Source organism: Gottfriedia acidiceleris, assembly GCF_023115465.1.
Taxonomy (GTDB): Bacteria; Bacillota; Bacilli; order Bacillales; family Bacillaceae_G; genus Gottfriedia; species Gottfriedia acidiceleris_B.
Genome location: NZ_CP096034.1, coordinates 3299832 through 3323581 on the forward strand (window position 1 = coordinate 3299832; position 23750 = coordinate 3323581).

The following is a 23750-nucleotide window of genomic DNA, read 5'->3' on the forward strand; positions in this document are numbered from 1 at the left end:
AGACCAAAACATCAAAGTTTTGGTCTAATTTATTAAACAGATAAGATGATTTTTCCAGTTGATTTTCTACTTTCTAATAGATCATGAGCAAGCTTACCATCTTTTAAAGGAAACACAGTAGGTTTTTGTACGATTAATTGTTTAGTTGCAATCCAATTAAATAGCTCATTACTTCTACGTAGTCTCTCTTCTTTTGAAATTAATACATTCCACAAGTCTCCACCAGTTAGTGTTTTTGAAGTATCCATTAACATTCTTGGATCAATATGAACTGGATCCCCTCCAGCCATTCCATAAAATACAACTGTACCGTGAACTTTTGTTGCTTCAAAGCTATCCATTATTGTAGATCCTACTGATTCATATACAACATCTACACCATTTTTTTCTTTTGTGAACTCTTTTATTTGTGAAACCCAATTTTCAGTATATAAAAATACTTCTTTCGCACCGATTGATAAAGCTTTTTCCCTTTTTTCTTGTGATGAAGTTAATCCGATTACCTCTCCACCTTTTAAAAGAATCATTTGAGTCAATAATTGACCAACACCACCTGCTACTGCATGAACAAGTGCAACATCACCTGATTTTATTTTATAACTATCATTAATTAAATAATGAGCAGTTAAACCTTGTAGCATAATAGACGCAGCAATTTCAAAATTAATTTCATCTGGAATTGGTACAATATGTGATTCCTTTGCAGCAACATACTCTGCGTTCGAAAAAGGAACATCTGCAAACGCTACGCGATCTCCTATTTTATAGTCCGTTACTTCAGAACCGACTTCAGAAATAACACCTGAGCCTTCATACCCTAAAATGTACGGAGGATCCCCTGCTAAATGATAATTTCCTTTACGACGATAAATATCTGCAAAATTAACACCTACAGCCTTCATTTCAACTAATACTTCATCATTTGAAATTTTAGGTGTTGCTATTTCTTCGTATTTCAATACGTCTGATTGACCAAATTCTCTAAAAACAAGTGCTTTCATTTACATACTTCCTTACATTTAAAATTCAAACACAAAATCCTCATCTGTTAATTTTTCCACTGTGACTGCTTTTACATACCCATTACCTTTAACAGAGAAGAAATCATGATTTTTTGTATCTGTTTTTAAACCATTTAAAACAATTGGATTAATATCTTCTTCATCAAAATAATAATCAAAACCTAAGTTCATTAACGCTTTGTTTGCATTATATCGAATAAACTTATTAACTTCATCTACTAAACCTATTGAAGAATAAATTTCTTCTGTATATTGTAACTCAATTTCATATAATTGAACTAATAATGACATTGTTTCATTGTAAAGTCGAGTTTTTTGTTCATCAGTAAATTGGTCATAAATTTGTTGCGCTAATATTCCTACAAATACACCATGTATACTTTCATCTCGTAAAATTAGATTAATAATCTCACCACTAGCAGTCATTTTACCTTGACCGGCTAAGTATAATGGGAAGAAAAATCCACTATAAAATAAGTAACTTTCTAAAAATACACTTGCAACCATTGCCATGTATAACTCTTCATCCGAAACATTACGCTTTAATAAATTTAAATAATAAGAGGAAATTAATTCCGATTTTTTAGTTAAAATCGGATGCTCGTCCACCCATTTAAACAAATCTTCAATTTCATCTTCTGTAGCTAGAGTTGTAAAAATATGCGAATAGCTTTTTGCATGTACTTCTTCCATCGCACCCATGAATGCTAGTACACTTTTTGCTTGTAAATTTTTAAGATGAACTAAGATTAAAGGCATACCTTCTCCGCCTTGCTTAGTATCTAATAAGGTTAGACCACCTAAAACCTTTTTAAATGCTGATTGTTCCTCTTTTGATAATGTATTCCAAGTATTTTTATCAGATGAAACGACAATTTCTTCTTCAGTCCAAAACTGCGATAGATTTTGTTTCCAAAATACTAAACTAAAATCATCTTCTTTTTTATTCCAGTTAACAGCTTTCATTCATATTTCCCCCTAATCATAAAGAAAGCTCGATCATATAGAACAATAGCATAAATCATTCTATATTCGAGCTTTTCATTTTAGATCATTAAGTAATTTCATTTAGATTTCAAACTAGATGATTGAACTCTTTATATACTAAAGTCCAATGCTACCTTTTATACTGAGCAACTAATACATTCTTCAACACTTAATTTACGAGTACGTGTGTAATATAAACTCTTTAATCCTTTTTTATTAGCATAAATATAATATCTAGCAAGCTCTCGCGTTGAGATATCACTGTTTACATAAAGGATTGTACTAATTCCTTGATCGACGTGCTGCTGAATTTCGGCAATTAAGTCAATTAATTTAAATTGGTTAATATCATAAGCTGATTTATAATACCAGAAACTATTTTTTGATAAATATGGCATTGGATAATAAGTTGTTGAATTAGCGTAAGTTCTAGATTCTATAACATTTACAATCGGCATAACCGATGAAGTAGCATTTTGAATGTAACTAATCGATTGTGTAGGCGCGATTGCTAAACGATAGCTGTTATATAAACCATACGCTTGTACTTGCTTACTTAATGTAACCCAGTCAAATTCATTTGGGATATAGATTCCATTAAATAATTCCTTTACCTTATCTGTTTTAGGTTCAAATGATTTTAAAGTATACTTTTCAAAATAAGTACCTTTAGCGTATTCACTCTTTTCAAAATCCTTAAACGTTTTACCAGTTTCTTTAGCGATTAGCATACTTTTTTCAATAGAATAAAAGTTTACCATCATAAAGAATGTGTTCACAAAATCTTTAGCCTCAGCACTTTCATATGAAATTCCATTTTTCGCTAAAAATCCATGCAAATTCATTGCACCTAGACCAACCGAATGAAGTTCTTCATTTGCCTTTTTCACTGTAGGTGCATTCTCTATTTCCGTCATATCTGTTACAGCTGTTAATGCCTCAATTCCAACATGTACAGATTCTCTGATCGCTTTATTTTCCATTACGTTTACAATGTTTAATGATCCTAAATTACAATTCACATCACGTTTGATTTGATCTTCTTCACCATAGTTATTGATAACTGATGTTTCTTGTAGTTGAAAAATTTCTGTCTCTTATATTCAATCAGGCCCGCTACAACCCAACCCGTTCTCTTATGAACTGCTACATGTCACCATGCAGGATAGACTATATCATCACCTTCAGCTCAACCTGGTAAGGTGCTCTGCTTTTCCACTCGCTTTTAAGTGTACTCTACTCGCTTCTTCACTGGAGTTTTTCATCCAGCTATGCTTTCGATAGTCGTTAGGCATTTACTTATCTTAATCTTTCAGAAAGTCTCTTATAGGTAGGAAATATATTGCGATCTTGATTTGATTTCTTTAGACATTCCTAATTATTATGTTACATCTTGATAAATGAAATTAATAACACTTAATACCTATAAGACACTTACTATAATACTGTTTAAGATAAGATTTAGCACGGTAGATTACCTATTATAAGGCTTCTCCCGTTTAACAGAGTTTTCGACTAGAATTTCTCCTAGAAGGTGCTAGCTATTAACACAAATTAGACATTTTTATTTCGCCAATATCCTTTAACGCATGCTGCTGATTAGCATTACTTTTATACATCAAATATGGATAACCAGATTCTAATTGAATCGCAGCAATTTTCACTAAAAAATCACGTGCACTTAAATCTAGTTTTTTCTTTTTAACTCGCTCATTATTTATTAATTCTTCATATCTTTCATCTATATCAAAATCATCTAAATGAATTCCATATTCTTTATACACTGTATATGGTGCGAATACGTAGAATGGTTCATTTTTTTCTGCTAGTTCAAAGAATTTATTTGGAACAATTAAACCGATTGATAGTGATTGAATTCTACTCTTCTCATCGGCATTGATTTTTTTTGTATCAAGAAATTCAACTACGTCCCAGTGGAAAATATTTAAATATGATGCACCAGCACCTTTCCGTTGTCCAAGCTGGTTAGCATATGAAAATGAATCTTCTAATAGCTTCATAACAGGAACAACACCACTTGCAGCGTTATCAATTTCTTTAATTTGCTCTCCACGAGCTCTAAGTTTTGATAGATTTAATGCAACACCACCGCCGATTTTTGACAGTTGCATTGCTGTATTAATTTGAAATCCTATTGAATTTAAACTATCGTCCATTTCTAATAAGAAGCATGACACCAATTCGCCTCTTCTACTTCTTCCAGCATTTAAGAAGGTTGGAGTAGCTGGCTGATAGTTTTGTTGAATCATCATTTTTGCTAATTTCAATGCTTTTTCGATATTGCCTCTTCCTAAATATAGTGCAACGATCGCAATTCGATCTTCATATCCTTCTAAGTAATGCTTTCCATCATTTGTTTTTAATGCGTAATCTTTAAAGAATTTTGATGCGGCCATATATGATTGAAAAGTGAAACCTGCATTGAATACTAACTCATATAATTTTTCTATTTCATCAAAGGAGTAATCCATCTCAACATTATAATAGTAGTTTTCTTGAATCATATAGTTTAAGCGTTCTTTTAAAGAAGAAAACTGAATCTTTTTATCTTCAACTTCTTTTAAGAAACAAAGAAGCGCTTCTTTATCTTTTGCGAGATCAAAAAAACCATCTTTTTTAATCGTCAATTCATTATTCAGCTCAATATGTCTCAAGCTTTTCCACTCCCTCAATAAAATATTGTACATCTCGACTTGTCCCTGACAGTTCAAACTTTGATAACACTGGAACTTGATAGTCTGATGCTATTTTATCTGCACTTGCTGCAAAAGAATCTCCCCAGTTTTTATTACCACTTGCACTGACTGCTTTTAAATACTTCGAATTACTCTCCAAAAAAGTACTTACGTTTTCAGGTACGTTACCAAATCCTGTAGTATAGGTTACGAGAATATACGGTACTTCAATTTTTAGTCCATCTTTTATTTGGATTGACGGCATTCTAACTTTATTGACAAATCGCTTAACATTGCCAGTCATTGAACTGTAAACTATCACCATATTATCACCCTCGTTAATATGTAAGAATATTGAAAATACTTATATTATATACCTACATATTGTATTACCTTTTTAGAACAAACACAACATATAGGTACTGAATTTAGAAAATAAACATTTCGACAATATGTCTCGAAACAAAACAATATATGAAATTTAACAAATTATGGAGAAGAGTGCAATAAAGTGTAAAACGATTTTTTTGTCAAATGAGGTCATAACATTTTCACAAAAAAAGTACTCATTAACACCTTGCGAAATAAGAAAAAAAGCTAAAAAAACTTTTTTTTTTCGCAAACTTTTAATGAGTACACGATTAAAATAATATAATTTTGACTTTAAATTTTCATCAAAAATAGTTAACTTCTAGCTTCTTCCAAGTAAGTATAAATTACATGTCCACCGTGCTGAGCAATTCCACGAAAGTGCTTAAAGTCCTCTCGATTAACGATAATTTGTCTAAATGTTAAAAAGTCATCTTTTGTAACGCTAATTTCTGAAATCTCGCCTTTAACTAACTGATCAATCAAATAGATAAACTCATTTTGTTCCATATAATCACCCTTTATTATTTTGATCGTTTTTTGGCTACAAGAAATAAACTTCTATTCAATTCTAACATTAACAAAGAATGTACTTAATGGAAACTAAATCGTTACATCAAGAATTTTTTCTGTAACAGCTAAATTCATATTTTTATTATTTACTAAAATTACTTCACTCTTTCCATCTTTTAAAACTAAAAATGCTTTAGGAATTACTTCTACTCCTGTTCCAATACTCGCAAACTCATATGATGAATGGGCTTCGCCTAGCGCTAAAATCATTTCAAAAAATGGTACTAAAATAATTTTTTCAAAAAATAAAATCGGATCACCTATAAGCGTATTACTACTGACTAAATTTTTAATTTCATTTGAAATTTCTACTTCAAACTCTTCAAACCATTCTTTCAACAAACTAACCTCCTGAAAGTGCTACAACCATTTTTTCCTTTCAAAAGGTTTTTAAACATAATTTCTTATGAAAAAAGACAAAATTGTAAAAAAATTTAAATTTTCTCTTTACCTTTAAACCGTTTTCATGCATTATAGAAGGTGTCAAATCAAAACTTTGTTAGGAGATACGCTCATGAAAATTGCAGAAGCAGGAAATATCATTGAGTTTAAACAGGGGTTGAAAGGTAGAGTACAAAAAGTTAATAAAAATTCTGTCATTGTTGACATATCCATAATGGAAAACTTCAGAGATTTAGAAATGGAACCGCTAACAGTCGTAAACCATAAAAATTATAAAATACTAAGAACTGCCGAATAGTTTAAAAATAGTAGATTCTGCTTATATTCATATTTTAAAAGGTTCGAACTACATAGATTTCGATTCTATTAAAATTTTATTAGAATTCTTTACCAAATCAGTCTAAGGTCCCGTGTATATCACGGGACTTTTTTTTATGATTACAAATGAAAATGTGATAAGTGATATTCACGAAAAAATCTGGTACTAATCACTCTTTAGTAAAGGAGATGGCTATTTTGTTTCTTTGTCCAATTCTTTAAACGATTTTACTTTATCATGTGGCTGTTGGTTCGACTTTCTTTCATTCCAAAATCGTTCCTTTTCTTTTTTTGATTTTGTCATTTTCATACCTCCTAACATTAATCAAATTTCTTGCCGTCTTATCATTTCACAAAAAATGAAAATCTATGTTAATTATTTTTAAAAGGATTGAGCAAGAAAATGACATTAAACTTTAAAATCTTTCTCTTGAAGTTTAAAGGGAGCATCCTATGGTTTAAATGAGCATACTTCATAGAAAACGCCACGAAAAGATTGAAAATTTGGACTATACATATTTATCACTTTATCACTATCTATAGAAAGGAAGGTAGTTTATGAACTTTTTAACTAAGTTTAGTTTAAAAAACTCTGTAGCAATATTTATTATTTCGTTTTTATTAATATTTGGAGGATTATATTCTTATTCGAAATTAAAAGTTGAAGAGCTTCCAAATATCGAATTTCCGGCAATCTCTGTTCAAGTTGTTTACCCTGGTACAGCGCCAGATGATATAAATGAGCAGATTACAACAAAACTTGAAAATTCATTTAAATCAATCGAAGGAATTAAGACGCTATCAAGTTCTTCTTTCGAAAGTGTTTCTGTTATTAATTTAGAATTTCCATTTAATACTGATATGGATAAAGTTGAACAACAAATAAATACAACTTTAAAGGACGCTGGATTACCTGAAAATGTAACAACAAAAGTAGACCGTTTTTCGTTCGGATCATTCCCTATTTATTACATCTCTATGTTTTCAAAGGATGGTTCAAATATTGAATCAACTTTAAATGAAGAAATTGTGCCAGCTTTAAATAAAATTGATGGTGTAAACAGCGTTTCAATAGGTGGAGGAAAATCTACTTCATTAACGATCGAAGTTGATAAACAAAAAATTGCAAATTTAGGGCTTTCTTTAACAAGTATTAAAGATCAAATTAATGCAAAATTCCTATCCTTCCCGGCAGGAAAAATAACTGATGGCGATATTAAAATTCCAATTCGAGTTGAAGAAAAATTAGATACACTTCAAAAACTAAAGGATTTAGAATTACAACCTGCATCTTTTACTTCTACCGCACTAAATCAACGTGCTAAAACTCCGAAGGTTTTATTAGGAGAGATCGCTAAAATTGAATCAGTAGACTCTAAAGATGAATTAATTCGTTATAACGAAAACGATGCTATTTCAATGGCAATAACGAAGAAACAAGATGCAAATACAGTTGAAGTAGCTGACAAAGTAATAAACGTACTAAATAAGTACAAAAATGATATCTCATATAAAGTTGGTTATAGTTCTGCTGAAGGCGTAAAGTCATCTGTGGAATCTTTAATTAAAGAAGGTTTATTAGGCGCATTATTCGCCTCATTAGCAGTATTGATTTTCTTACGTAATTTCAGAGCTACATTTATTGCTATTATATCGATCCCTTTATCATTATTAATTACATCGATTTTCTTGCTCAAATTAGATATAACGTTAAATATTATGACCCTAGGTGGTATGGCAGTTGCAGTAGGACGTGTAGTGGACGATAGTATCGTTGTAATTGAAAATATCTTCCGAAGAATACGTAAATCAAAAGAAGGCATATCAAATAATTTAATTTTATCTTCAACAAAAGAAATATTAAAAGCAGTTACATCTTCTACTATTACTACAATTGTAGTTTTCTTACCTTTAGGTGTTGTAGGTGGATTTACTAGTAAAATATTCCTACCTTTTGCTTTAACAATTGTTTTTTCTTTACTTGCTTCATTATTAGTTTCGATTACAATCGTACCAATTTTAGGTCGCTATGCATTTAAAAAAGTGCCACCTGAAGAAAAAGAAGAAAAAATCCAAGCTTGGTATGGTAAAGTGATTGAGAAATCCTTAAATCGCAAATGGATTATAATTTTACTAGCTATTGTATTACTTGCAGGTTCTTTCTCTTTAGTAGGTAAACTTGGTTTCACATTTATACCAAATGAATCTTCACGATCAATCATTGCTTCATTAGAATTGCCATCATCAACATCATTAGAAAAAACAAATGAAGTTTCATTAAAAATGGAAAAGATGTTCTTAAATATGAAGCAAGTGAAAGAAGTTTCTACCGGTGTTGGTAGCCGGGACTTTATGACTGGCTTAAAAACTGAGAATAAAGCTAGCTATTTTATTAATTTAAAACAAAGTGCAGATGTTGATCAATTTATGAAAGATACAAAAAGTAAAATGGAGAAAGTAGCAGCTTCAGAAGTTCAAGGTGCTAAAGTAGGACTACAAGAAAACTCTTCTGGTGGTCCACCTTTAAATAATAATGTTGACATCAATTTATATTCTAATAACTTAGTTGCACTTCAAGAAAGTGCAAAAAAAGTTGAAGATTATATGAAAAAGAATCCTCACCTAAAATATGTTACGAATAATTTCTCTGAAAAACAAAAACAAGTTATTGTTTCAGTTGATGAGAAAAAAGTTTCAGAAAATGGTCTCTCCGCTGGCATGATCTTAGGTTTAGTTGCAGACCAAACAAACCCAGTCAATATGGGAACATTAAAAATTGATGGTAAAGACCAAAATGTGCAATTAACTTATAATAAAGAACTCCAATCCGTAGAGGATATTAAAAATATTAAATTGCTTGGTAAATTAGGAGCAATTAAATTATCAGATGTAGCCCAAGTAAAGTCAGTTGAAACATATTCTGCTATTCAAAAATTAGATGGAAAAGTATTTGCGAAGGTTTCAGCTCAAATAAAGGGAAAAGACATTGCAAAAGTAACAAATGAAGTAATCAATGATGTAAAAAAAGAGATAGACTTACCATCTGATGTATCTTTAAAAGGTGGCGGCGGTAGTGATGATACTACTCAAACATTTAAAGACTTAGGTGTTGCGATGGGAGTTGCAATCGGATTAGTTTATTTAACGATGTTAATTACTTTTGGAAAAGCTCGAATTCCATTTATTATTTTATCTGCTTTAGTATTTGTTCCAATCGGTTCATTCGTTGCACTATTCCTAGCTGGCGAACCGCTTTCAATAAGTGTAATGATTGGTTTACTAATGCTAATTGGGATCGTTACAACAAATGCAATCGTACTAGTCGATCGAATCGGACAAAATATAGAACAAAAAAGATTACCTCTTCGCCAAGCGATCATCGAGGGAGGTAAAACACGTCTAAGACCTATATTAATGACCGCATTTGCTACAATAGCTGCTTTACTACCTTTAGCATTAACAAAGTCTAGTGGTACACTTATTTCGAAAGGATTAGCTATAACAGTAATTGGTGGTTTAACTTCATCTACTTTATTAACGCTAATATTTATTCCAGTTGTATATGAACTGTTCTTTACTAAAAGAACAAAGAAGCATGCTAATTCTGAGGAAACTGCTAAAGCAGTTAATAATTAAGTTTGAAGAGAAAGGTTAATCCTTTCTCTTTTTGCTTTAATCATTAATAGTACTTCATCGGCATAAGAATCATTTCTTTTCTAACCAATATAAAAAAACTCCGACTTTTAAAAGTCGGAGTAATTCCTTATAAATTTTGATCGTTAACTCCTGCCAGCCATTTTCTAACAGGTTCTAGTGTTTCCTCAATACAGCCATCATTAAATGGAGATTCAAGTTTTGCCTCTTTAACTAAGCCTAAAAATGATTTACTTCCTCCTAATTGGCAAAGTCCAACATAATCGGACCAGGCTGAATCTCGGTCTTCATGCATTTTATTCCAAAACTGTAATGCACAAATTTGAGCTAATGTATAGTCAATATAATAGAATGGTGATTGGTAAATATGCCCTTGTCTTTGCCATAAACCACCCTTTTCTAAATAACTATTTCCATCATTTGCTCGATGAGGTAAATATTTTTCTTCTATGCTCTTCCAAAGTCCGTGTCGTTCCTCAGGTGTTAAATCAGGATTTGCGTAGATTTCATGCTGGAATTCATCTACTGCAACACCATAACTAATAAAAGTAATAGCACTACTTAAATGTGTAAAATAATATTTTTGTGTATCTTCCTTAAAGAATTCTTCTTGCCAAGGCCATGTAAAAAATTCCATACTCATTGAATGAATCTCACACGCCTCAAAAGTTGGCCAGTTATACTCAGGTGTTTCAAATTTACGACTTTCATAAACCTGGAACGCATGACCAGCTTCATGTGTTAATACGTCAATGTCACCAGATGTTCCGTTGAAATTCGAGAAAATAAAAGGAGCTTTATAGTTTGGAATATAAGTACAATATCCTCCACCTTGTTTTCCTTCCTTCGCAACTAAATCTAGTAAATTTTCCTTTAACATAAAATTGAAAAATTCACTTGTTTCTTTCGATAATTCGTCATACATTTTTTTACCATTCTCAATAATCCATTCAGGATTACCTTTAGGTGTTGCATTACCAGTTACAAATTCGAATTTATCGTCATAGTAATAAAGTTGTTCTACACCAATTCGACTAGCTTGTCGTTCTCTTAATTCGGTAGCAATCGGAACAATTGTTTCAAGAACTTGCTCTCTAAACTTCTTAACATCATTTGCATCGTAATCCGTTCTCATCATACGAGCATATCCTAGTTCAATAAAGTTTGAGAATCCAAGTTTGTTTGCAATACGAGTTCGGATTTTTACTAATTTATCGTAAATCTCATCAAATTTATCTTGATTCTCCGAGAAGTATCCAAAATATGTATCGTAAGCTGTCTTTCTAACCTCTCGATCTTTATCCTCGAAGTGTGCTGAAATTTGTGCTAACGTTTTCACTTCACCATAAAACGGTAGTTTAGCAGCAGCTACTAACTTAGCGTATTCAGTCGTTAGTTTATTTTCTTCCTGTAAATCTGGAATTACTTCTTCACTTAGAATTTTCACTTCACATTCAGCTAAAGCAAATAATTGATGGCCATATTTTTCTTCAAGTTGCTCTCTAAACGGAGAACCGATTAATGCTTTATAATATCGTTGCCCATATGATTGAACAATTGGTGTGTTCTCATCAAAAAACGCTTGCTCATCCTCATAAAACTTATCGTTTGTATCAACCGAATGGCGAACTGCACATAAATTTTCCATTGTTGAAAATTCATTTCTTAAATCATTGATTTCATTCATTGCTAATTCTTGTTCGTAGACCGTTGAAGCATCATAAAAATTTTGTAGTGAACGTTTAAATTGTTCCCCAAAGTTCTTAATATTTGGTCTAGAATACTGGTAATCTTGAAAACCCATGTTAATCCCTCCATTTTTTGTGATATTGCTATTATATAAAAAAACTTCCTGTAAAAAAACCTAAATCTAAATAAATTTCTGAAAATTTAAAAATTATTTACTTTGAATCTAATAATAAAATTGCAAATATACTAGTTTTTACTAGCATAAATAGTTGTTTTTAAGCGTTAATTGATTGAAAATAAAAAAAGCTCTTTCAAATGAGAGCTTTTTTAGTTAGACCCATGGTATCCAATTTTCTTCAATAAGTGAATTAAGAAATTTTTTTCTTCATTAGATAGATCACTCATTTGCTCATGTAAAAATTCTTCGTGCACAGGAAAAATTTCTTCCATCAACTTATTTCCACTTTCAGTTATTTCTGCATAAATGACTCGACGATCTGCACTACAAGGATTTCGATAAACTAGACCCTTTTTCTCAAGTTTATCTACTACATAAGTAATACTACCACTTGCAATTAATATTTTTTCTCCAATATGTTGAAGTGGTTGATTTCCTTTATGATACAAGAGCTCTAGCACTGCAAATTCAGTTGGGTTTAAATTAAAACTAGCAATTGATTTGTTTGCAGAATCATTTATCTTTCTATGAGCTCGCGATAATACAATAAATAGCTTTAAAGAAAGCTCAATATCTTTTCTATTTGTCTCTTCCATACTAATACCCCTTCAATTTCTTTTACATAGTCCATTCTATATTATTATTTTACACTTATTAATCAATCTTAAGATTATTTCAATGAAAATGACTTATTTAATTCCGAAAGCAATTTTTTTTGGTATGAAATAATTAACTCGTCCAATTCTTGACTGGCCTTTAAGGTCAAGTGTTCGTTTAACCCTTTAGTTTCCGCAAAAAATACCATTTCTTCCCTTTTTAATGAAATAGATAATAATAAACGGCTGAGTTGATATTCATTCATTAGACTGTTTCCCTTCTACAGGATGTTTTTTAACAAACCTTTTCATTCATAATCGAATTAATTTGTATTATTCATTCTATCTAAATTATTTAAAATAGATACAATATGAAACCTACTAAGCAAAATTACTTAGTAGGTTTATTTATTTTATGAAATAGCGCATTTTTCGATCGTTCTTACTTATAAATTAGACGACTTTTTATTAAATCCTGCTTAAAATGATTAATTTTGACTAAAGTGAAATTCGATAGAAACTTTTATCTAAAGTTTAGTAAATTGTAGCTACGAGTAAATGGTATTGCTCATTTCCTTTATATACAGTATACTCTAAAGAATTTTTTTTTAGCAAACCCTACTAGAAATGATCACTACTAAAAAAAGTATAATTTTATTATAAAATAAAAAAGCTGAAATGTAATGGAATTTATTTACCACTACAATTTCAGCTTTTTTCGCTTTTATTTAGTTGCCTGCTTTTATTTTATGACCTTGAATCATCATTAGTTTTACTTTATAACTTATTAAAAATTCAATGCCTTCTAGCCACTTCTTCGTTTCTAGCGGACTTCTTCCCCAAACAGTGATCCCGTGATTTCTAACAAGAACTGCCCCAAAATCCTTTGTTAAAAATGGAGTATAAGCACGTTTAAAAGTTTCCATGTCTTGTGCATTTTCAATGATTGGAACGATTATTTTTTTTTCAAAATAAGAGCTTGTTAATATATGAATCATTTCATTATTTTCAAGTTCTACCTGCCCCTCATCACCAAATAATTCAGAAATAACATTATTATCTACAGTATGTACATGGAGCACACAACTAGCAGATGTTTTTTCGTAAATATTCGCATGGACCAATGTTTCAAGTGATGGCTTTAATACCGTATCAAATACTGGTTCACCAAGATTATTAACTACTATAAATTCTTCATCACAGCGTGCTCTCTTATCCTTTTCATCCGCTGTTACAAGAAATAATAATGGATCGTCTGAAATTTTCATAGACAAGTTTCCACTAGTACCATAAAACCAATCTCTCTTTGCCAAATCACATTTAATATTCGCAAGCTTTTTCCATTGTTCTAAAAATAAACTCATCATTTACACCTCCACTTATTTAGACTATCTATTTGGACACTATTAAAAATTCAAATTATTCATACTATTTAATAAAATTATGTCATGTGTCGGTCTTCATTGTCAATAGTTCTAAGTAAATGAACAATCATCAATTTTCTACAACTTTTATCCATTTATGATAGTAATTAATGATTTATTACTTTTTTTACATCCTGATTTGACAGCACTCCTATTTTATTACACAAATAAGTGAAAAATAAAACTTTCTTACTCATAATGTTTATCCTTTCTTTCCCTAGGGAAACTTTTTTGTATTTAGTAAATCATATGTCTTTTTTATAAAAAATGTGAAGAAAATCTATTATAAAATCTGGCAAGTTTAAGTTAGACGAAATCACTTTAAGGGGGAAAGTAAATAACCTATTAAATACGTAATTTGATATATGAATTGCTTCTTTTCGTCATTCCTTTTCTATTTTGCTTTTGAAAATTTAGTAATCTGTATATTTTATGATAAAATAAATCGATAATAATTTAGAACGAGGTATATAAATGAACATTGTTTTAGCAACATTAAATGCAAAATATATCCATACTAATTTGGGTATTCGATACATTAAAGCTTATGCTCAGCCTGAATATGATATAGAGCTTGCAGAATATACAATAAAAGACCCAAGTCTTAACATCATCACAGACTTATATAAACGCAAGCCAAAAATACTTGGCTTTAGCTGTTATATTTGGAATATCGAACAAACAATTGAAGTGATCCGTATGTATAAAAAAATTGATCCTTCCGTTATTATTTTTGTTGGCGGTCCAGAAGTAAGCTATGATGTGAATTATTGGTTAGATCGCGTAAAGGAAATTGACATCATTACGATTGGTGAAGGAGAAATTACTGTTAAGAAATTAATAAAAGCTATTGAAAATGGGAATGATTTCACTTCCATATATGGCATTGGTTATCGAGATGAAGGAAAAAATATCATTAAACCACAAACCGAAAAATTAGATTTAACAACTATTCCTTCCCCATATCGCTTTAAAGAAGATTTACCATTTCTAAGTAAAAGAATTCAATATATCGAAACAAGCCGAGGTTGTCCATTTAATTGCCAATTTTGTTTATCTTCTATTGAAGTTGGGGTTCGATATTTTAATCGAGAGGTTATCAAAGATGATATTCGTTACCTTATGGCAAATGGAGCGAAGGTTTTTAAATTCGTAGACAGAACTTTTAATATAAGTCGTAGTTATGCAATGGATATGTTCCAATTTTTAATTGACGAACATGTGGAGGGAACAGTATTCCAATTTGAAATTACTGGTGATATAATGCGACCAGAAGTCATCGAATTTTTAAATCAAAATGCTCCTAAAGGCTTATTCCGTTTTGAAATAGGTGTACAATCTACAAATGATGCTACAAACGAACTAGTTATGAGAAGACAAAACTTTGAAAAGCTTTGCAGAACTGTCACACTTGTACGAGATGGCGAAAAAATAGATCAACATTTAGATTTAATTGCTGGTCTACCTGAAGAGGATTACAATTCATTCCGTCAAACATTCAATGATGTTTTTGCTTTAAGGCCAGAAGAGCTGCAACTAGGGTTTTTAAAAATGCTAAGAGGTACTGGAGTACGATTAAGAGCGCATGAACATGATTATGTTTATATGGATTATGCTCCGTACGAAGTATTAGGTAATAATGTACTTTCATTCGATGATATTGTAAAAATTAAGCAAGTTGAAGACGTACTTGAGAAATATTGGAATGACCATCGAACAAATAGTACGATTGAATATTTAATTAAAAATGAGTTTGAAAGTCCATTTGATTTCTTCCAATTATTTGGTTCATATTGGGAAGAAAGAGGTTGGTCAAGAATCGGCCACCAGCTTGAAGATTTATTTAAGCGTCTAAATGAGTTTTTAACTCATTATCAAATCAAAAACGATACAATCGTTAAAGATATTATGAAAATTGATTATTATTTAAATCATAAATATAAACCGCGTAAACCTTGGTGGGACGAAGTAACAAACCATGATTTTGCAAAGGATATTTATAAACGAATTATCGATAATCCTGAATATTTAGGTTCGGATTTTATTTCACTTAATTTAAATGAAAAAGAAATTTATAAGCATACAATGATTGAATCACTTTCATTTGATATCGAGCACTTTTTACTAACTGGAGAATATAGAACTGGTAACTATGCGATGCTAGTTTATTTCTCACCTAAAACATTATCGCCGTCATTTTTTACAATAGAAGCTTAATTAAAAGAGGACAATATTTTTTAATATTGTCCTCTTCATGCTGTTGAAAAACTACCTTGTCAATTAATGATCAAATTTTCGTAAAAGGAGTACATTCCAATCAACTTATTCATCAAAAAAAATGTCTGCGATAAACCCTAATCAAATAGCCTTTACTTAGAGTAATCTAACTGTTGTATCTTAATCAGATTGTAGATAATTAATATTGAACAGTTATTAAACTAAACGTTCGAATTTGTTTTCAAAAAAAAGCTCATAATATTTTTAGCTTCTAAAAAAATCATTTCTGAGGACAATATTTTTTAATATTGTCATTTTGTATTGAATTTACTAAATAGCAAATAATACTTGGTAAGTAGAGGTGATAATATAATGAAGAGAAAAAATGAGAAAACTGAAATCGATTCACCGGTAATGAATGATACTTTGCCCCATATTTCAAGTTTTCCTTCTTTTAAAGGGACAGAGATTAAAATGGAAGAACCTTTTGTAAATTCAAAGGGTGTAGTAATTGGAGACAGTAAGTATAGCTCTCCTAATTCTCCATTAAATAATTGGTCTGACGATGTTGATCCATCAGTTATGGCAGGCGACGAATGGGTTCATCCGACAAATGATATTGGTTGGGCAAGTGCAGAAAACACTGACCTATTAGAATCAAAAAAGAGAGAACAACCTGCAAAACAATTTATGCATCCACAGCATGAAACGACGGACTGATGAAGTGCAAGATTAAGGGGATAGGAAGAAAGTATCATTTCTCCTATCCCCTATTTTGTCTTTAAAATAGTCCGATATTAATATTGCCCTTTTTTTGAACTAGTAGCATATGTAATTGTGCTCTGTGGTGAGTGAAGTGGACTAAAATCTCTAATAACCATTCAAATTTTGAATATTGAAGACCCCAATATGAAGTCGTTTTTTCGACTAAATCTTTTTCTTTTATATTAAAATAGAATTCCTTTAATTCATGAAAATTTTTTTGTAATAAACTTTTCATTTCAACTATTGACTTGCATTCAACCTTAGTATAATAATTTACCATCAATTCTTGACTAACACCGCTCATAATTTCCATATCAGCACCAATAAGCTCACATAGATGCTGGACTAACTCCCCAATCGATTTCTTGTCCTCAACCGGTCGAAAATTTAAATCTTCCTCATTAATTAAATCAATCATTTCTAAAACACTCTTTACACATAAACTCAATTGATGAATCACATTTTCAATATACATTAGTTGGCCGGGACACGAATGGCCGGAATAGTTCTAGATCTATCCTCATTTCCAACCTTATCCCTTTTCCTCCTTTCCTGCTTAACTTCTACCTTTTTTCTCGTCATATAACCATTCGTTACGGAATAGACTTGTACAAAAAAAGGAGGGATACTGATGAGAACATTGGCTTGGCATGAAACCTTAGAATTACATGAAATTGTTGCTACAACTACTTACTACTTATATAAGCTTAAAACAAATTTAAAAAATATAACAGATTCAGGATTAAAAGAATTATATAAAACTTCTATTATATTGTTTGAAAATAACTTACGGGATTTATTAAAATTTATGAGCAATATTACGATTGGGGAAAGGGATGCAGCAAGCGATAAATTAGCAAGCGAAATGAGCGCAGAAGATTTATTATCAGCAACAAAAGTATTAACAAAAATGTATGCGCATGCGCTTACAGAAACAGCTACTCCTGATTTAAATAATTTATTTATTAAGCATCTAGTATCAGTGAACAATTTGCATACTCAAATTTTTAGCTATTTATCAAAACAAGGTCAATATTCCGTGTTTAATATTAATAAGTTAATCGAAAACGATGCTAAAAAAGCTATGGATGTCATAAATATGCCGTATTAAAAAATGGACGTAATAGAACGTCCATTTTTTAATCTTTGTTGAAGTTTTTATTAGATAAGTCAGTGACCTTTTCAGCTGCTATGTGATGATATCTTTTCGTATTTTCAACTAATTTTATCAAATTAAGATAAGTTTGCTTAGCACCTAATACAAGTAACGGAACCCCAATAAAATCGATATGTAAAAATCTTGACGTAAAACCACCAAGAGTCATAGCTAGTGGTACTGTTGGCGATGTACTTGATAAGATAATTTTATCTTCTTCATTTAATAAGATTTTACCTAAACCTTCGATCGCTGTCGGCACATTTTTAGTATATCTTTTTGCTACTGTATACACCTGGTCTCCATTTTCGTCTTCACCGTGATAAAATAGTTTTCCACCATCTTTTGGTTTTAGTTTATTAAATAAATAGGTATTCTTTACTTCTTCCGTTGTCGGCTGGCGATCAAGTGGTAATTGCTTTAAATGATATGCTGCAGCCAAAGGTGAAGAATGTGTACCTCCAAAACAGTAATATATATAATATTTCATTTATCTCATCCTCAAATTTTTATATTAATACGTATGTAAATGTAATTGTTTAGAATCCCATTCTGCAAAGCATACTTGTTTAAGTGATAAATTTGACTCAGAAAGTTTTTTATGAACCCATTTTTCATCTTTTTTCAACGAGTTAAGAGCTCTTTTAATTATTTTTCCATCACTAATTACAACCACAGGTAAAAATTCTTTTTCCATTTGAATTTTTAAATCCTGTTTAGTAGGCGAGTCGAAATTTGATTTCTTCAATACACTAATCGTACCGTCATTTTCTAAAATAGCATAAGCAACTTCATTGACTGTAAAAGTATCCTTTGCTCTTAGTAATTGCATCAATTGGTCAGTGTCCAAACGATTTCTCTTCAATTCCTTCCATTGAATTGCTCCGTGTTTAATAACAACAGAAGCATCACCTTCTAAGAACTTTCTTGCCCACATTGACTTTTGTGTCAAGATCTCAGTAACAAATATTAAAGCACCCCAAACAAAGATACTAAAAAGAATTTTTGGTAGATTTGCTTCTTTATCATATATTCCATCCCCTAGTATATTTCCTAACACTAGTGACGAAATCAAATCAAATGGCGTTATTTGTGTAATTTGTGTTTTTCCATTAATTTTAACGACAATAAAAAGAGCTATATAACCTAAAAACAACTCAGTAAACATTTCATGATAACTCATGTAATACACTCCTATATTTTTATTACCTATTAAATTTTCTTACTACATTACTCTTTTTATACATAAAATTGGTAATTGATTAACATTCTAATTAAAATTTAATTATCCATATAAATGTATGCATCTGGATGAGACCCGATTGTAACTAGATCTTTTAATATTTTAGCTAATATATAGCTATAAACCGTTCCATTGCCACCATAGGCCATTAAAAATAGGCAGTTAGGATATTCATCGTATTGTCTAATCATTGGTAAGCCGGAATGAGTTCCTCCAAATGTACCTGTCCAATAATATTCCGCTTTAGCTTCTTTATAATGTGGAAACAACTCTATTAAATTTTTTATAAGCTGTTCTTTTTTATGGAATAACATAGATTCACGTTTTTCTGGTATTATTGTAGGTTCGTCAAGGCCTCCGGCAATAATTCTCCCATCGCCCGTAGTCCGGAAATATAAATACGGTCTTGCCGTCTCCCAAATTAAACAATTTTCATACCATGCATTGTTTTTCTCAACAATAGGTTGTGTTGCAATCGCAAATGTTGAAGTTAAAATTGCATTTTTCTCACTTTTTACTTCTACCGATTCATAGCCTCCTGCAAAAATAACTTTTTTCGCTCGAACTGTATGTTTATTTTTAGTAAAAAGTTGCACCCCTCCAACCGTACCGATAATCCGAGTTACCTCTGTATCCGAATACACCTTCAATCCTCGTTTCAGAGCAAATAAAAGCAAGCCGTGTGCGCATTTATATGGATTTACTTCAGCGTCATCCTCTGTGAACAGTGCAACTTCCTTTGTAAAATTAAACTTTTCCTCAATTTGCGATTTTGTATATCGTTCAACATTAAAACCATTTTCTTTTAATGCTTTATATTCCAAATCAATCATTTCTTTACCATCTAAATTACTAGCATAGTATAAACTTTTTCTTTTTATAAAATCTGGATTAATTTCAATTGTTTTTGACATTTCTTCAAGACCTTTAATTGCCTCTACACATAATTGATAATGACGGACAGCTTGTTCTTTTCCATATGAATTAATAAACGAATGTAACGTTTTGTCATTTGAATATTGTAGGAGCCCCGTATTTGCACTAGTACTTCCCTGTACTACTTTTTTTCGTTTATCTAGTAAAATGACTTTAGCCCCTGTTTGGCTTAAGAAATATGCACATAAACTTCCTGATTCACCGCCTCCAACTATTACAAAATCACAATCTAAATCTTCATCGAGTGGCTTTATATTTTCTAGTTCGGGATGTGAATCAGTGTAAGTCGTTGGCCAATACAAGACCCCGCTAATACTTTTCACGTCTTCTATTCTCCTTTCTTCAGATCCTATTTAAGGTAGTTTTTGTCAGTTGAATAAAAAAAATCCCACTTTTTTAAAAGTGAGATTTTTTAACATCATATAAATAATGTTCGATAGGAATGGATTTATAGAAATTTACTGAAATTATGATCTTTCAGCTAACCATTTACCAATTGTAGGATATGTCGTTTTTAATGAAACAGGTCCAAACATGATTGATACATGGCCAGATGGAATCGAAACATACTGCTTATCTACGCTAGAAATATGCTCATTTAATGCTTCAACTTGGCAAGGCATCGCAATATGGTCTTTCGTAGCAGAAATATTTAAAACATTAGCTTTAATGTTAGATACATCTACTTTTCTTCCTCTAATTTCTAAGTCACCGCTTAATAATTTATTTTGTTGGTAAAATTCTCTGATCCATTGGCGATATGCTTCACCTGGGAATGGAATACCATCTGTAACCCATTTTTGCATTAACTGCCATGATTTAATAAATTTTGTATTATCAGAGCGATCTAATAAAGTTACGTAAGGTCCAACAAAATTAGTAACTGGTTTTAACATTTTGTTACCAAAATCGATCATTTCAGGAGGAATATTCCCTAATGTATCAACAGCTTTATCAAGTGCAAAGTATTTTTCATTTAAAAATGCACCATATAAACCTGTATCTGAAAAATCAAATGGACTAGTTACAAAAATTAAGTTTTTAATTGGTGCATTTTCATAAAGTGATGCGTAAATACTTGTTAAAGTACCACCCATACAATATCCTAACATTGATAATTCTTTTGCACCTGAAAAACGAAGAACCTTATTTACCGCTTTTGCAATATAGTCGTGAATAATATCGTCAAATTTTAAATGACGATCTTCATGACCAAAAGTTCCCCAATCTAATAAATAAACATCAAATCCTTCATTAACAAGATACTCAACAAAAGAGTTCCCCTTTGTTAAATCAAGAATATACGGTTTATTAATTAGAGCGTAGATAAGAAGAATTGGAGTCTTTTTTACCTTTTTTGTTGTTGGAATATAATGATATAATTTACTTTTATTTTTCGTCCAAATCACTTCTTTAGGAGATTGACCTACTAAAGGTTCTCCCTCTTTTATAAGAATATCTGCCGTTTTCTTCAATCTTTTGTATGATTCTTTTAATCCGCTCGGAAGCGATTCCGTAGCTTCTTCTAACATTTGTGAATTAAACACACATTTCCCCCCTTTTGATCTTAAAAAAGGTAATCTATAAGTAAGACTTAAACGTAAAGTCCGCCATTTACATTAATCTGTTGACCAGTAATGTACTCTCCACCTTCACATAAGTAAATAACAGCTTTAGCAATCTCTTCTACAGTACCAAATCTTCTTTTTGGTATTCTTGATTTAATTTGCTCTTTTACATTTTCTGGAATTTCGTTCACCATGTCAGTTTCAATAAATCCTGGACATACAGAATTTACTGTAACGTTTGATTTTGCTAATTCAAGTGCTAATGATTTAGTAAATCCAATCATACCAGCTTTTGCAGCAGAATAGTTTGTTTGGCCAAATCCGCCTGCCTGACCAATAACTGATGAAATATTAACGATACGAGCGTTATCAGATTCAAGTAAGTATGGTAAAGCAGAATTACATGTGTTATAAACACTGCTTAAATTTACATCAATAACCTCATGCCAATCTTCTGCACTTAGTTTTTTGAAACTACGGTCTCTAGTAATACCAGCATTATTAACAATAATGTCTAATCGGCCAAAATGCTCAACCGTACGATCAATTAATGCTTTCGCTTGATCTAATTCAGCAACATTAGCTTGCACTGCTAACGCTTCATAACCATTTTCAAAAAGTTCATCTACCACTGCTTTTGCGTGAGCTTCACTATTATTATAATTGATTACAACTTTTGCGCCTTTTTCTGCTAAAGCAAGTGCTATACCTTTTCCAATCCCTTTTGCTCCACCTGTTACGATCGCTACACGATTTACTAAATCCATTATCATTTCTCCTTTTTTAACTAATTATTGGTTTGTTGGTTGTTTAGTTGTTAATTGTTGTAAAAGTTGTTCAATGTTAGTCATTGAAGACTTTAGTTGTTCAATGTTTTCCATCGAAGACTTTAATTCACTAACTTGTTGATGAATTGATTTGGTTTCAGCTTTCAATTTTGTAAGTTCTCGCTTAACTGTCACAATGTCTAACTCTTTTTTCAATGCTGCTACATCTAACTCAGGTTGGGAATCTAAAAATAATTGATCTTCTAATGTATCTACTTTCGATTCTAAATTAATCACTAAGCTAGCTACATTTGCAATATCATCTTTAGAAGCAATATTTGAAGCCTCTAAGAAGGTTTTTGATTGATCATTCAATATCTTTTTACAAAATAGATTAAAATCTATTACAGAACCCATCCACTCGGAAAATTCTTCTTTCTGAACATATTCGTTCATCATTTTTCCAAAGTATTTTTCATTTACATCATACATTTGCTTCCACATTTTTAATGGATCTGAATAATTTTGCTCTGACATGTTAATCCCCCTCACTACTTTTAAGTATAGAAAACAAGCTAACGACAAAACAATCCAATGTTTTCGCGATATTTCTACATCTGTTGTCGAAATTTGTTTTTTAATATTCATTATATTTAAAATACATTGACAATAAATTTAACTAAGTGTAAATTACACCTAAGGGATGATGATTCCATTACTACGATATAGGGGGGAACATAACTTTATGACAACAAATGAAAAGGAAACAAGTAAAAAAAATAAACACGAAACTTCTGAATCGATTACATTGCCTAAAAACTTCTTAGTTCCCTTTCTACTTCTTAGCCTTAAGCAATGGAATATGCATGGCTATAAATTAATGCAAGTATTATTTGATTTAGGTTTTACTACGCTTGATTCAAGTAATGTTTATCGAATTCTAAGACAACTTGAAAAAGAAAGTTATATTAAATCTAGTTGGGAATATGGAATGGAAGGTCCGGCAAAGCGCATTTATTCAATTACAGATGCCGGTGAGGAATATCTAAAAACTTGTCATAATTCATTTACTCAATATAATCAGATGCTCCAAACATTTTTTTCGATTTACACAAATTCATTCTTTCCATTTAGCAACTCTGATCAAAGTTTTAACGATGATTGAAATTGCAGCAATGCATTCAATAATA

Annotated in this window: 23 protein-coding genes and 2 pseudogenes; 6 read left to right on the forward strand and 19 right to left on the reverse strand. The window is 31.0% G+C overall.

Features of this window, described 5'->3' with window-relative positions; all coding sequences use genetic code 11:
• Positions 1–32 precede the first annotated feature (32 nt).
• The 7 genes and pseudogenes from MY490_RS15745 to MY490_RS15775 all read right to left on the reverse strand — a co-directional run bounded on the left by MY490_RS15745 (position 33) and on the right by MY490_RS15775 (position 5986).
• The gene (locus MY490_RS15745; protein WP_248266534.1) at positions 33–1001 is read right to left on the reverse strand and encodes a quinone oxidoreductase family protein; all 969 of its coding nucleotides are present in this window, start codon (positions 999–1001) and stop codon (positions 33–35) included.
• A gap of 18 nt (positions 1002–1019) precedes the next feature.
• A complete protein-coding gene (gene nrdF, locus MY490_RS15750; protein WP_248266535.1) occupies positions 1020–1988 on the reverse strand; it encodes a class 1b ribonucleoside-diphosphate reductase subunit beta in 969 nt (322 codons plus the stop codon).
• Between the two features lie 158 nt (positions 1989–2146).
• A pseudogene (locus MY490_RS15755) lies at positions 2147–3103 on the reverse strand (ribonucleotide-diphosphate reductase subunit alpha); the annotation flags it as partial.
• Between the two features lie 453 nt (positions 3104–3556).
• A pseudogene (locus tag MY490_RS15760) lies at positions 3557–4684 on the reverse strand (ribonucleotide reductase N-terminal alpha domain-containing protein); the annotation flags it as partial.
• On the reverse strand, positions 4671–5030 hold the full coding sequence (gene nrdI, locus MY490_RS15765; RefSeq protein WP_025671746.1) for a class Ib ribonucleoside-diphosphate reductase assembly flavoprotein NrdI: 360 nt from the start codon (positions 5028–5030) through the stop codon (positions 4671–4673). The gene nrdI and the pseudogene MY490_RS15760, both read right to left, overlap by 14 nt.
• Before the next feature lie 359 nt (positions 5031–5389).
• The gene (locus MY490_RS15770; protein ID WP_248266536.1) at positions 5390–5584 is read right to left on the reverse strand and encodes a hypothetical protein; all 195 of its coding nucleotides are present in this window, start codon (positions 5582–5584) and stop codon (positions 5390–5392) included.
• Positions 5585–5677: 93 nt separating this feature from the next.
• Positions 5678–5986 (reverse strand): spore germination protein GerW family protein, encoded by a 309-nt coding sequence (locus tag MY490_RS15775; protein WP_129689326.1) that lies wholly within the window; start codon positions 5984–5986, stop codon positions 5678–5680.
• Between the two features lie 175 nt (positions 5987–6161).
• Between MY490_RS15775 and MY490_RS15780 the strand changes: the two genes are divergently transcribed.
• A complete protein-coding gene (locus MY490_RS15780; protein ID WP_097975771.1) occupies positions 6162–6347 on the forward strand; it encodes a YkvS family protein in 186 nt (61 codons plus the stop codon).
• Between the two features lie 213 nt (positions 6348–6560).
• Here the strand turns inward: MY490_RS15780 and MY490_RS15785 are convergent, their stop codons facing one another.
• The gene (locus MY490_RS15785; protein WP_220270703.1) at positions 6561–6671 is read right to left on the reverse strand and encodes a DUF6254 family protein; all 111 of its coding nucleotides are present in this window, start codon (positions 6669–6671) and stop codon (positions 6561–6563) included.
• Between the two features lie 254 nt (positions 6672–6925).
• Here MY490_RS15785 and MY490_RS15790 point away from each other — a divergent pair, with 254 nt between their 5' ends.
• Positions 6926–10003 (forward strand): efflux RND transporter permease subunit, encoded by a 3078-nt coding sequence (locus MY490_RS15790; protein ID WP_248266537.1) that lies wholly within the window; start codon positions 6926–6928, stop codon positions 10001–10003.
• 127 nt (positions 10004–10130) lie between these two features.
• Here MY490_RS15790 and MY490_RS15795 read toward each other — a convergent pair whose 3' ends face one another.
• The 4 genes from MY490_RS15795 to mtnB all read right to left on the reverse strand — a co-directional run bounded on the left by MY490_RS15795 (position 10131) and on the right by mtnB (position 13848).
• Positions 10131–11825, reverse strand: a complete 1695-nt coding sequence (locus MY490_RS15795; RefSeq protein ID WP_248266538.1) for a M3 family oligoendopeptidase — start codon at positions 11823–11825, stop codon at positions 10131–10133.
• 212 nt (positions 11826–12037) lie between these two features.
• Positions 12038–12484, reverse strand: coding sequence for a MarR family winged helix-turn-helix transcriptional regulator (locus MY490_RS15800; protein ID WP_056474121.1), 447 nt, complete (start codon positions 12482–12484; stop codon positions 12038–12040).
• 74 nt (positions 12485–12558) lie between these two features.
• The gene (locus MY490_RS15805) at positions 12559–12750 is read right to left on the reverse strand and encodes an aspartyl-phosphate phosphatase Spo0E family protein (RefSeq protein WP_025671755.1); all 192 of its coding nucleotides are present in this window, start codon (positions 12748–12750) and stop codon (positions 12559–12561) included.
• Between the two features lie 462 nt (positions 12751–13212).
• The gene (mtnB, locus tag MY490_RS15810) at positions 13213–13848 is read right to left on the reverse strand and encodes a methylthioribulose 1-phosphate dehydratase (protein ID WP_248266539.1); all 636 of its coding nucleotides are present in this window, start codon (positions 13846–13848) and stop codon (positions 13213–13215) included.
• Positions 13849–14382: 534 nt separating this feature from the next.
• Between mtnB and MY490_RS15815 the strand changes: the two genes are divergently transcribed.
• Positions 14383–16125 (forward strand): B12-binding domain-containing radical SAM protein, encoded by a 1743-nt coding sequence (locus MY490_RS15815; protein WP_248266540.1) that lies wholly within the window; start codon positions 14383–14385, stop codon positions 16123–16125.
• Positions 16126–16497: 372 nt separating this feature from the next.
• Positions 16498–16845 carry a DUF3905 domain-containing protein gene (locus tag MY490_RS15820; protein WP_248266541.1) on the forward strand — a complete coding sequence of 116 codons (348 nt, stop codon included), beginning with the start codon at positions 16498–16500 and terminating at the stop codon, positions 16843–16845.
• Positions 16846–16906: 61 nt separating this feature from the next.
• Here the strand turns inward: MY490_RS15820 and MY490_RS15825 are convergent, their stop codons facing one another.
• Positions 16907–17308 (reverse strand): DinB family protein, encoded by a 402-nt coding sequence (locus MY490_RS15825; RefSeq protein WP_248266542.1) that lies wholly within the window; start codon positions 17306–17308, stop codon positions 16907–16909.
• Between the two features lie 213 nt (positions 17309–17521).
• On the opposite strand from MY490_RS15825, the gene MY490_RS15830 reads away from it, so the two are divergent.
• Positions 17522–18001, forward strand: a complete 480-nt coding sequence (locus MY490_RS15830) for a spore coat protein (RefSeq protein WP_248266543.1) — start codon at positions 17522–17524, stop codon at positions 17999–18001.
• A gap of 28 nt (positions 18002–18029) precedes the next feature.
• Here MY490_RS15830 and MY490_RS15835 read toward each other — a convergent pair whose 3' ends face one another.
• The 6 genes from MY490_RS15835 to MY490_RS15860 form a co-directional block, all read right to left on the reverse strand.
• Positions 18030–18536: a DUF3189 family protein gene (locus tag MY490_RS15835; protein WP_098861945.1), complete on the reverse strand. Its 507-nt coding sequence runs from the start codon at positions 18534–18536 to the stop codon at positions 18030–18032.
• A 24-nt stretch (positions 18537–18560) separates the two neighbouring features.
• Positions 18561–19229 carry a DUF421 domain-containing protein gene (locus tag MY490_RS15840; protein ID WP_248266544.1) on the reverse strand — a complete coding sequence of 223 codons (669 nt, stop codon included), beginning with the start codon at positions 19227–19229 and terminating at the stop codon, positions 18561–18563.
• 98 nt (positions 19230–19327) lie between these two features.
• Positions 19328–20548, reverse strand: a complete 1221-nt coding sequence (locus MY490_RS15845) for an NAD(P)/FAD-dependent oxidoreductase (protein WP_248266545.1) — start codon at positions 20546–20548, stop codon at positions 19328–19330.
• A 144-nt stretch (positions 20549–20692) separates the two neighbouring features.
• Positions 20693–21757, reverse strand: coding sequence for a class III poly(R)-hydroxyalkanoic acid synthase subunit PhaC (gene phaC, locus MY490_RS15850; protein WP_098429934.1), 1065 nt, complete (start codon positions 21755–21757; stop codon positions 20693–20695).
• Positions 21758–21819: 62 nt separating this feature from the next.
• Positions 21820–22563: a 3-oxoacyl-ACP reductase gene (locus tag MY490_RS15855; protein WP_248269397.1), complete on the reverse strand. Its 744-nt coding sequence runs from the start codon at positions 22561–22563 to the stop codon at positions 21820–21822.
• Positions 22564–22584: 21 nt separating this feature from the next.
• Positions 22585–23097 (reverse strand): polyhydroxyalkanoic acid synthase subunit PhaR, encoded by a 513-nt coding sequence (locus tag MY490_RS15860; protein ID WP_248266546.1) that lies wholly within the window; start codon positions 23095–23097, stop codon positions 22585–22587.
• A gap of 208 nt (positions 23098–23305) precedes the next feature.
• On the opposite strand from MY490_RS15860, the gene phaQ reads away from it, so the two are divergent.
• Positions 23306–23725, forward strand: a complete 420-nt coding sequence (gene phaQ / locus MY490_RS15865; RefSeq protein WP_248266547.1) for a poly-beta-hydroxybutyrate-responsive repressor — start codon at positions 23306–23308, stop codon at positions 23723–23725.
• Positions 23726–23750 lie beyond the last annotated feature (25 nt).

Bases quoted from the DNA above. Each gene is read 5' to 3' on its own strand.
- MY490_RS15745 (WP_248266534.1), bottom strand. From the start codon at position 1,001: ATGAAAGCACTTGTTTTTAGAGAATTTGGTCAATCAGACGTATTGAAA.
- nrdF (WP_248266535.1), bottom strand. From the start codon at position 1,988: ATGAAAGCTGTTAACTGGAATAAAAAAGAAGATGATTTTAGTTTAGTA.
- nrdI (WP_025671746.1), bottom strand. From the start codon at position 5,030: ATGGTGATAGTTTACAGTTCAATGACTGGCAATGTTAAGCGATTTGTC.
- MY490_RS15770 (WP_248266536.1), bottom strand. From the start codon at position 5,584: ATGGAACAAAATGAGTTTATCTATTTGATTGATCAGTTAGTTAAAGGC.
- MY490_RS15780 (WP_097975771.1), top strand. From the start codon at position 6,162: ATGAAAATTGCAGAAGCAGGAAATATCATTGAGTTTAAACAGGGGTTG.
- MY490_RS15785 (WP_220270703.1), bottom strand. From the start codon at position 6,671: ATGACAAAATCAAAAAAAGAAAAGGAACGATTTTGGAATGAAAGAAAG.
- MY490_RS15790 (WP_248266537.1), top strand. From the start codon at position 6,926: ATGAACTTTTTAACTAAGTTTAGTTTAAAAAACTCTGTAGCAATATTT.
- MY490_RS15795 (WP_248266538.1), bottom strand. From the start codon at position 11,825: ATGGGTTTTCAAGATTACCAGTATTCTAGACCAAATATTAAGAACTTT.
- MY490_RS15800 (WP_056474121.1), bottom strand. From the start codon at position 12,484: ATGGAAGAGACAAATAGAAAAGATATTGAGCTTTCTTTAAAGCTATTT.
- MY490_RS15805 (WP_025671755.1), bottom strand. From the start codon at position 12,750: ATGAATGAATATCAACTCAGCCGTTTATTATTATCTATTTCATTAAAA.
- mtnB (WP_248266539.1), bottom strand. From the start codon at position 13,848: ATGAGTTTATTTTTAGAACAATGGAAAAAGCTTGCGAATATTAAATGT.
- MY490_RS15815 (WP_248266540.1), top strand. From the start codon at position 14,383: ATGAACATTGTTTTAGCAACATTAAATGCAAAATATATCCATACTAAT.
- MY490_RS15820 (WP_248266541.1), top strand. From the start codon at position 16,498: ATGAAGAGAAAAAATGAGAAAACTGAAATCGATTCACCGGTAATGAAT.
- MY490_RS15825 (WP_248266542.1), bottom strand. From the start codon at position 17,308: ATGATTGATTTAATTAATGAGGAAGATTTAAATTTTCGACCGGTTGAG.
- MY490_RS15830 (WP_248266543.1), top strand. From the start codon at position 17,522: ATGAGAACATTGGCTTGGCATGAAACCTTAGAATTACATGAAATTGTT.
- MY490_RS15835 (WP_098861945.1), bottom strand. From the start codon at position 18,536: ATGAAATATTATATATATTACTGTTTTGGAGGTACACATTCTTCACCT.
- MY490_RS15840 (WP_248266544.1), bottom strand. From the start codon at position 19,229: ATGAGTTATCATGAAATGTTTACTGAGTTGTTTTTAGGTTATATAGCT.
- phaC (WP_098429934.1), bottom strand. From the start codon at position 21,757: ATGTTAGAAGAAGCTACGGAATCGCTTCCGAGCGGATTAAAAGAATCA.
- MY490_RS15860 (WP_248266546.1), bottom strand. From the start codon at position 23,097: ATGTCAGAGCAAAATTATTCAGATCCATTAAAAATGTGGAAGCAAATG.
- phaQ (WP_248266547.1), top strand. From the start codon at position 23,306: ATGACAACAAATGAAAAGGAAACAAGTAAAAAAAATAAACACGAAACT.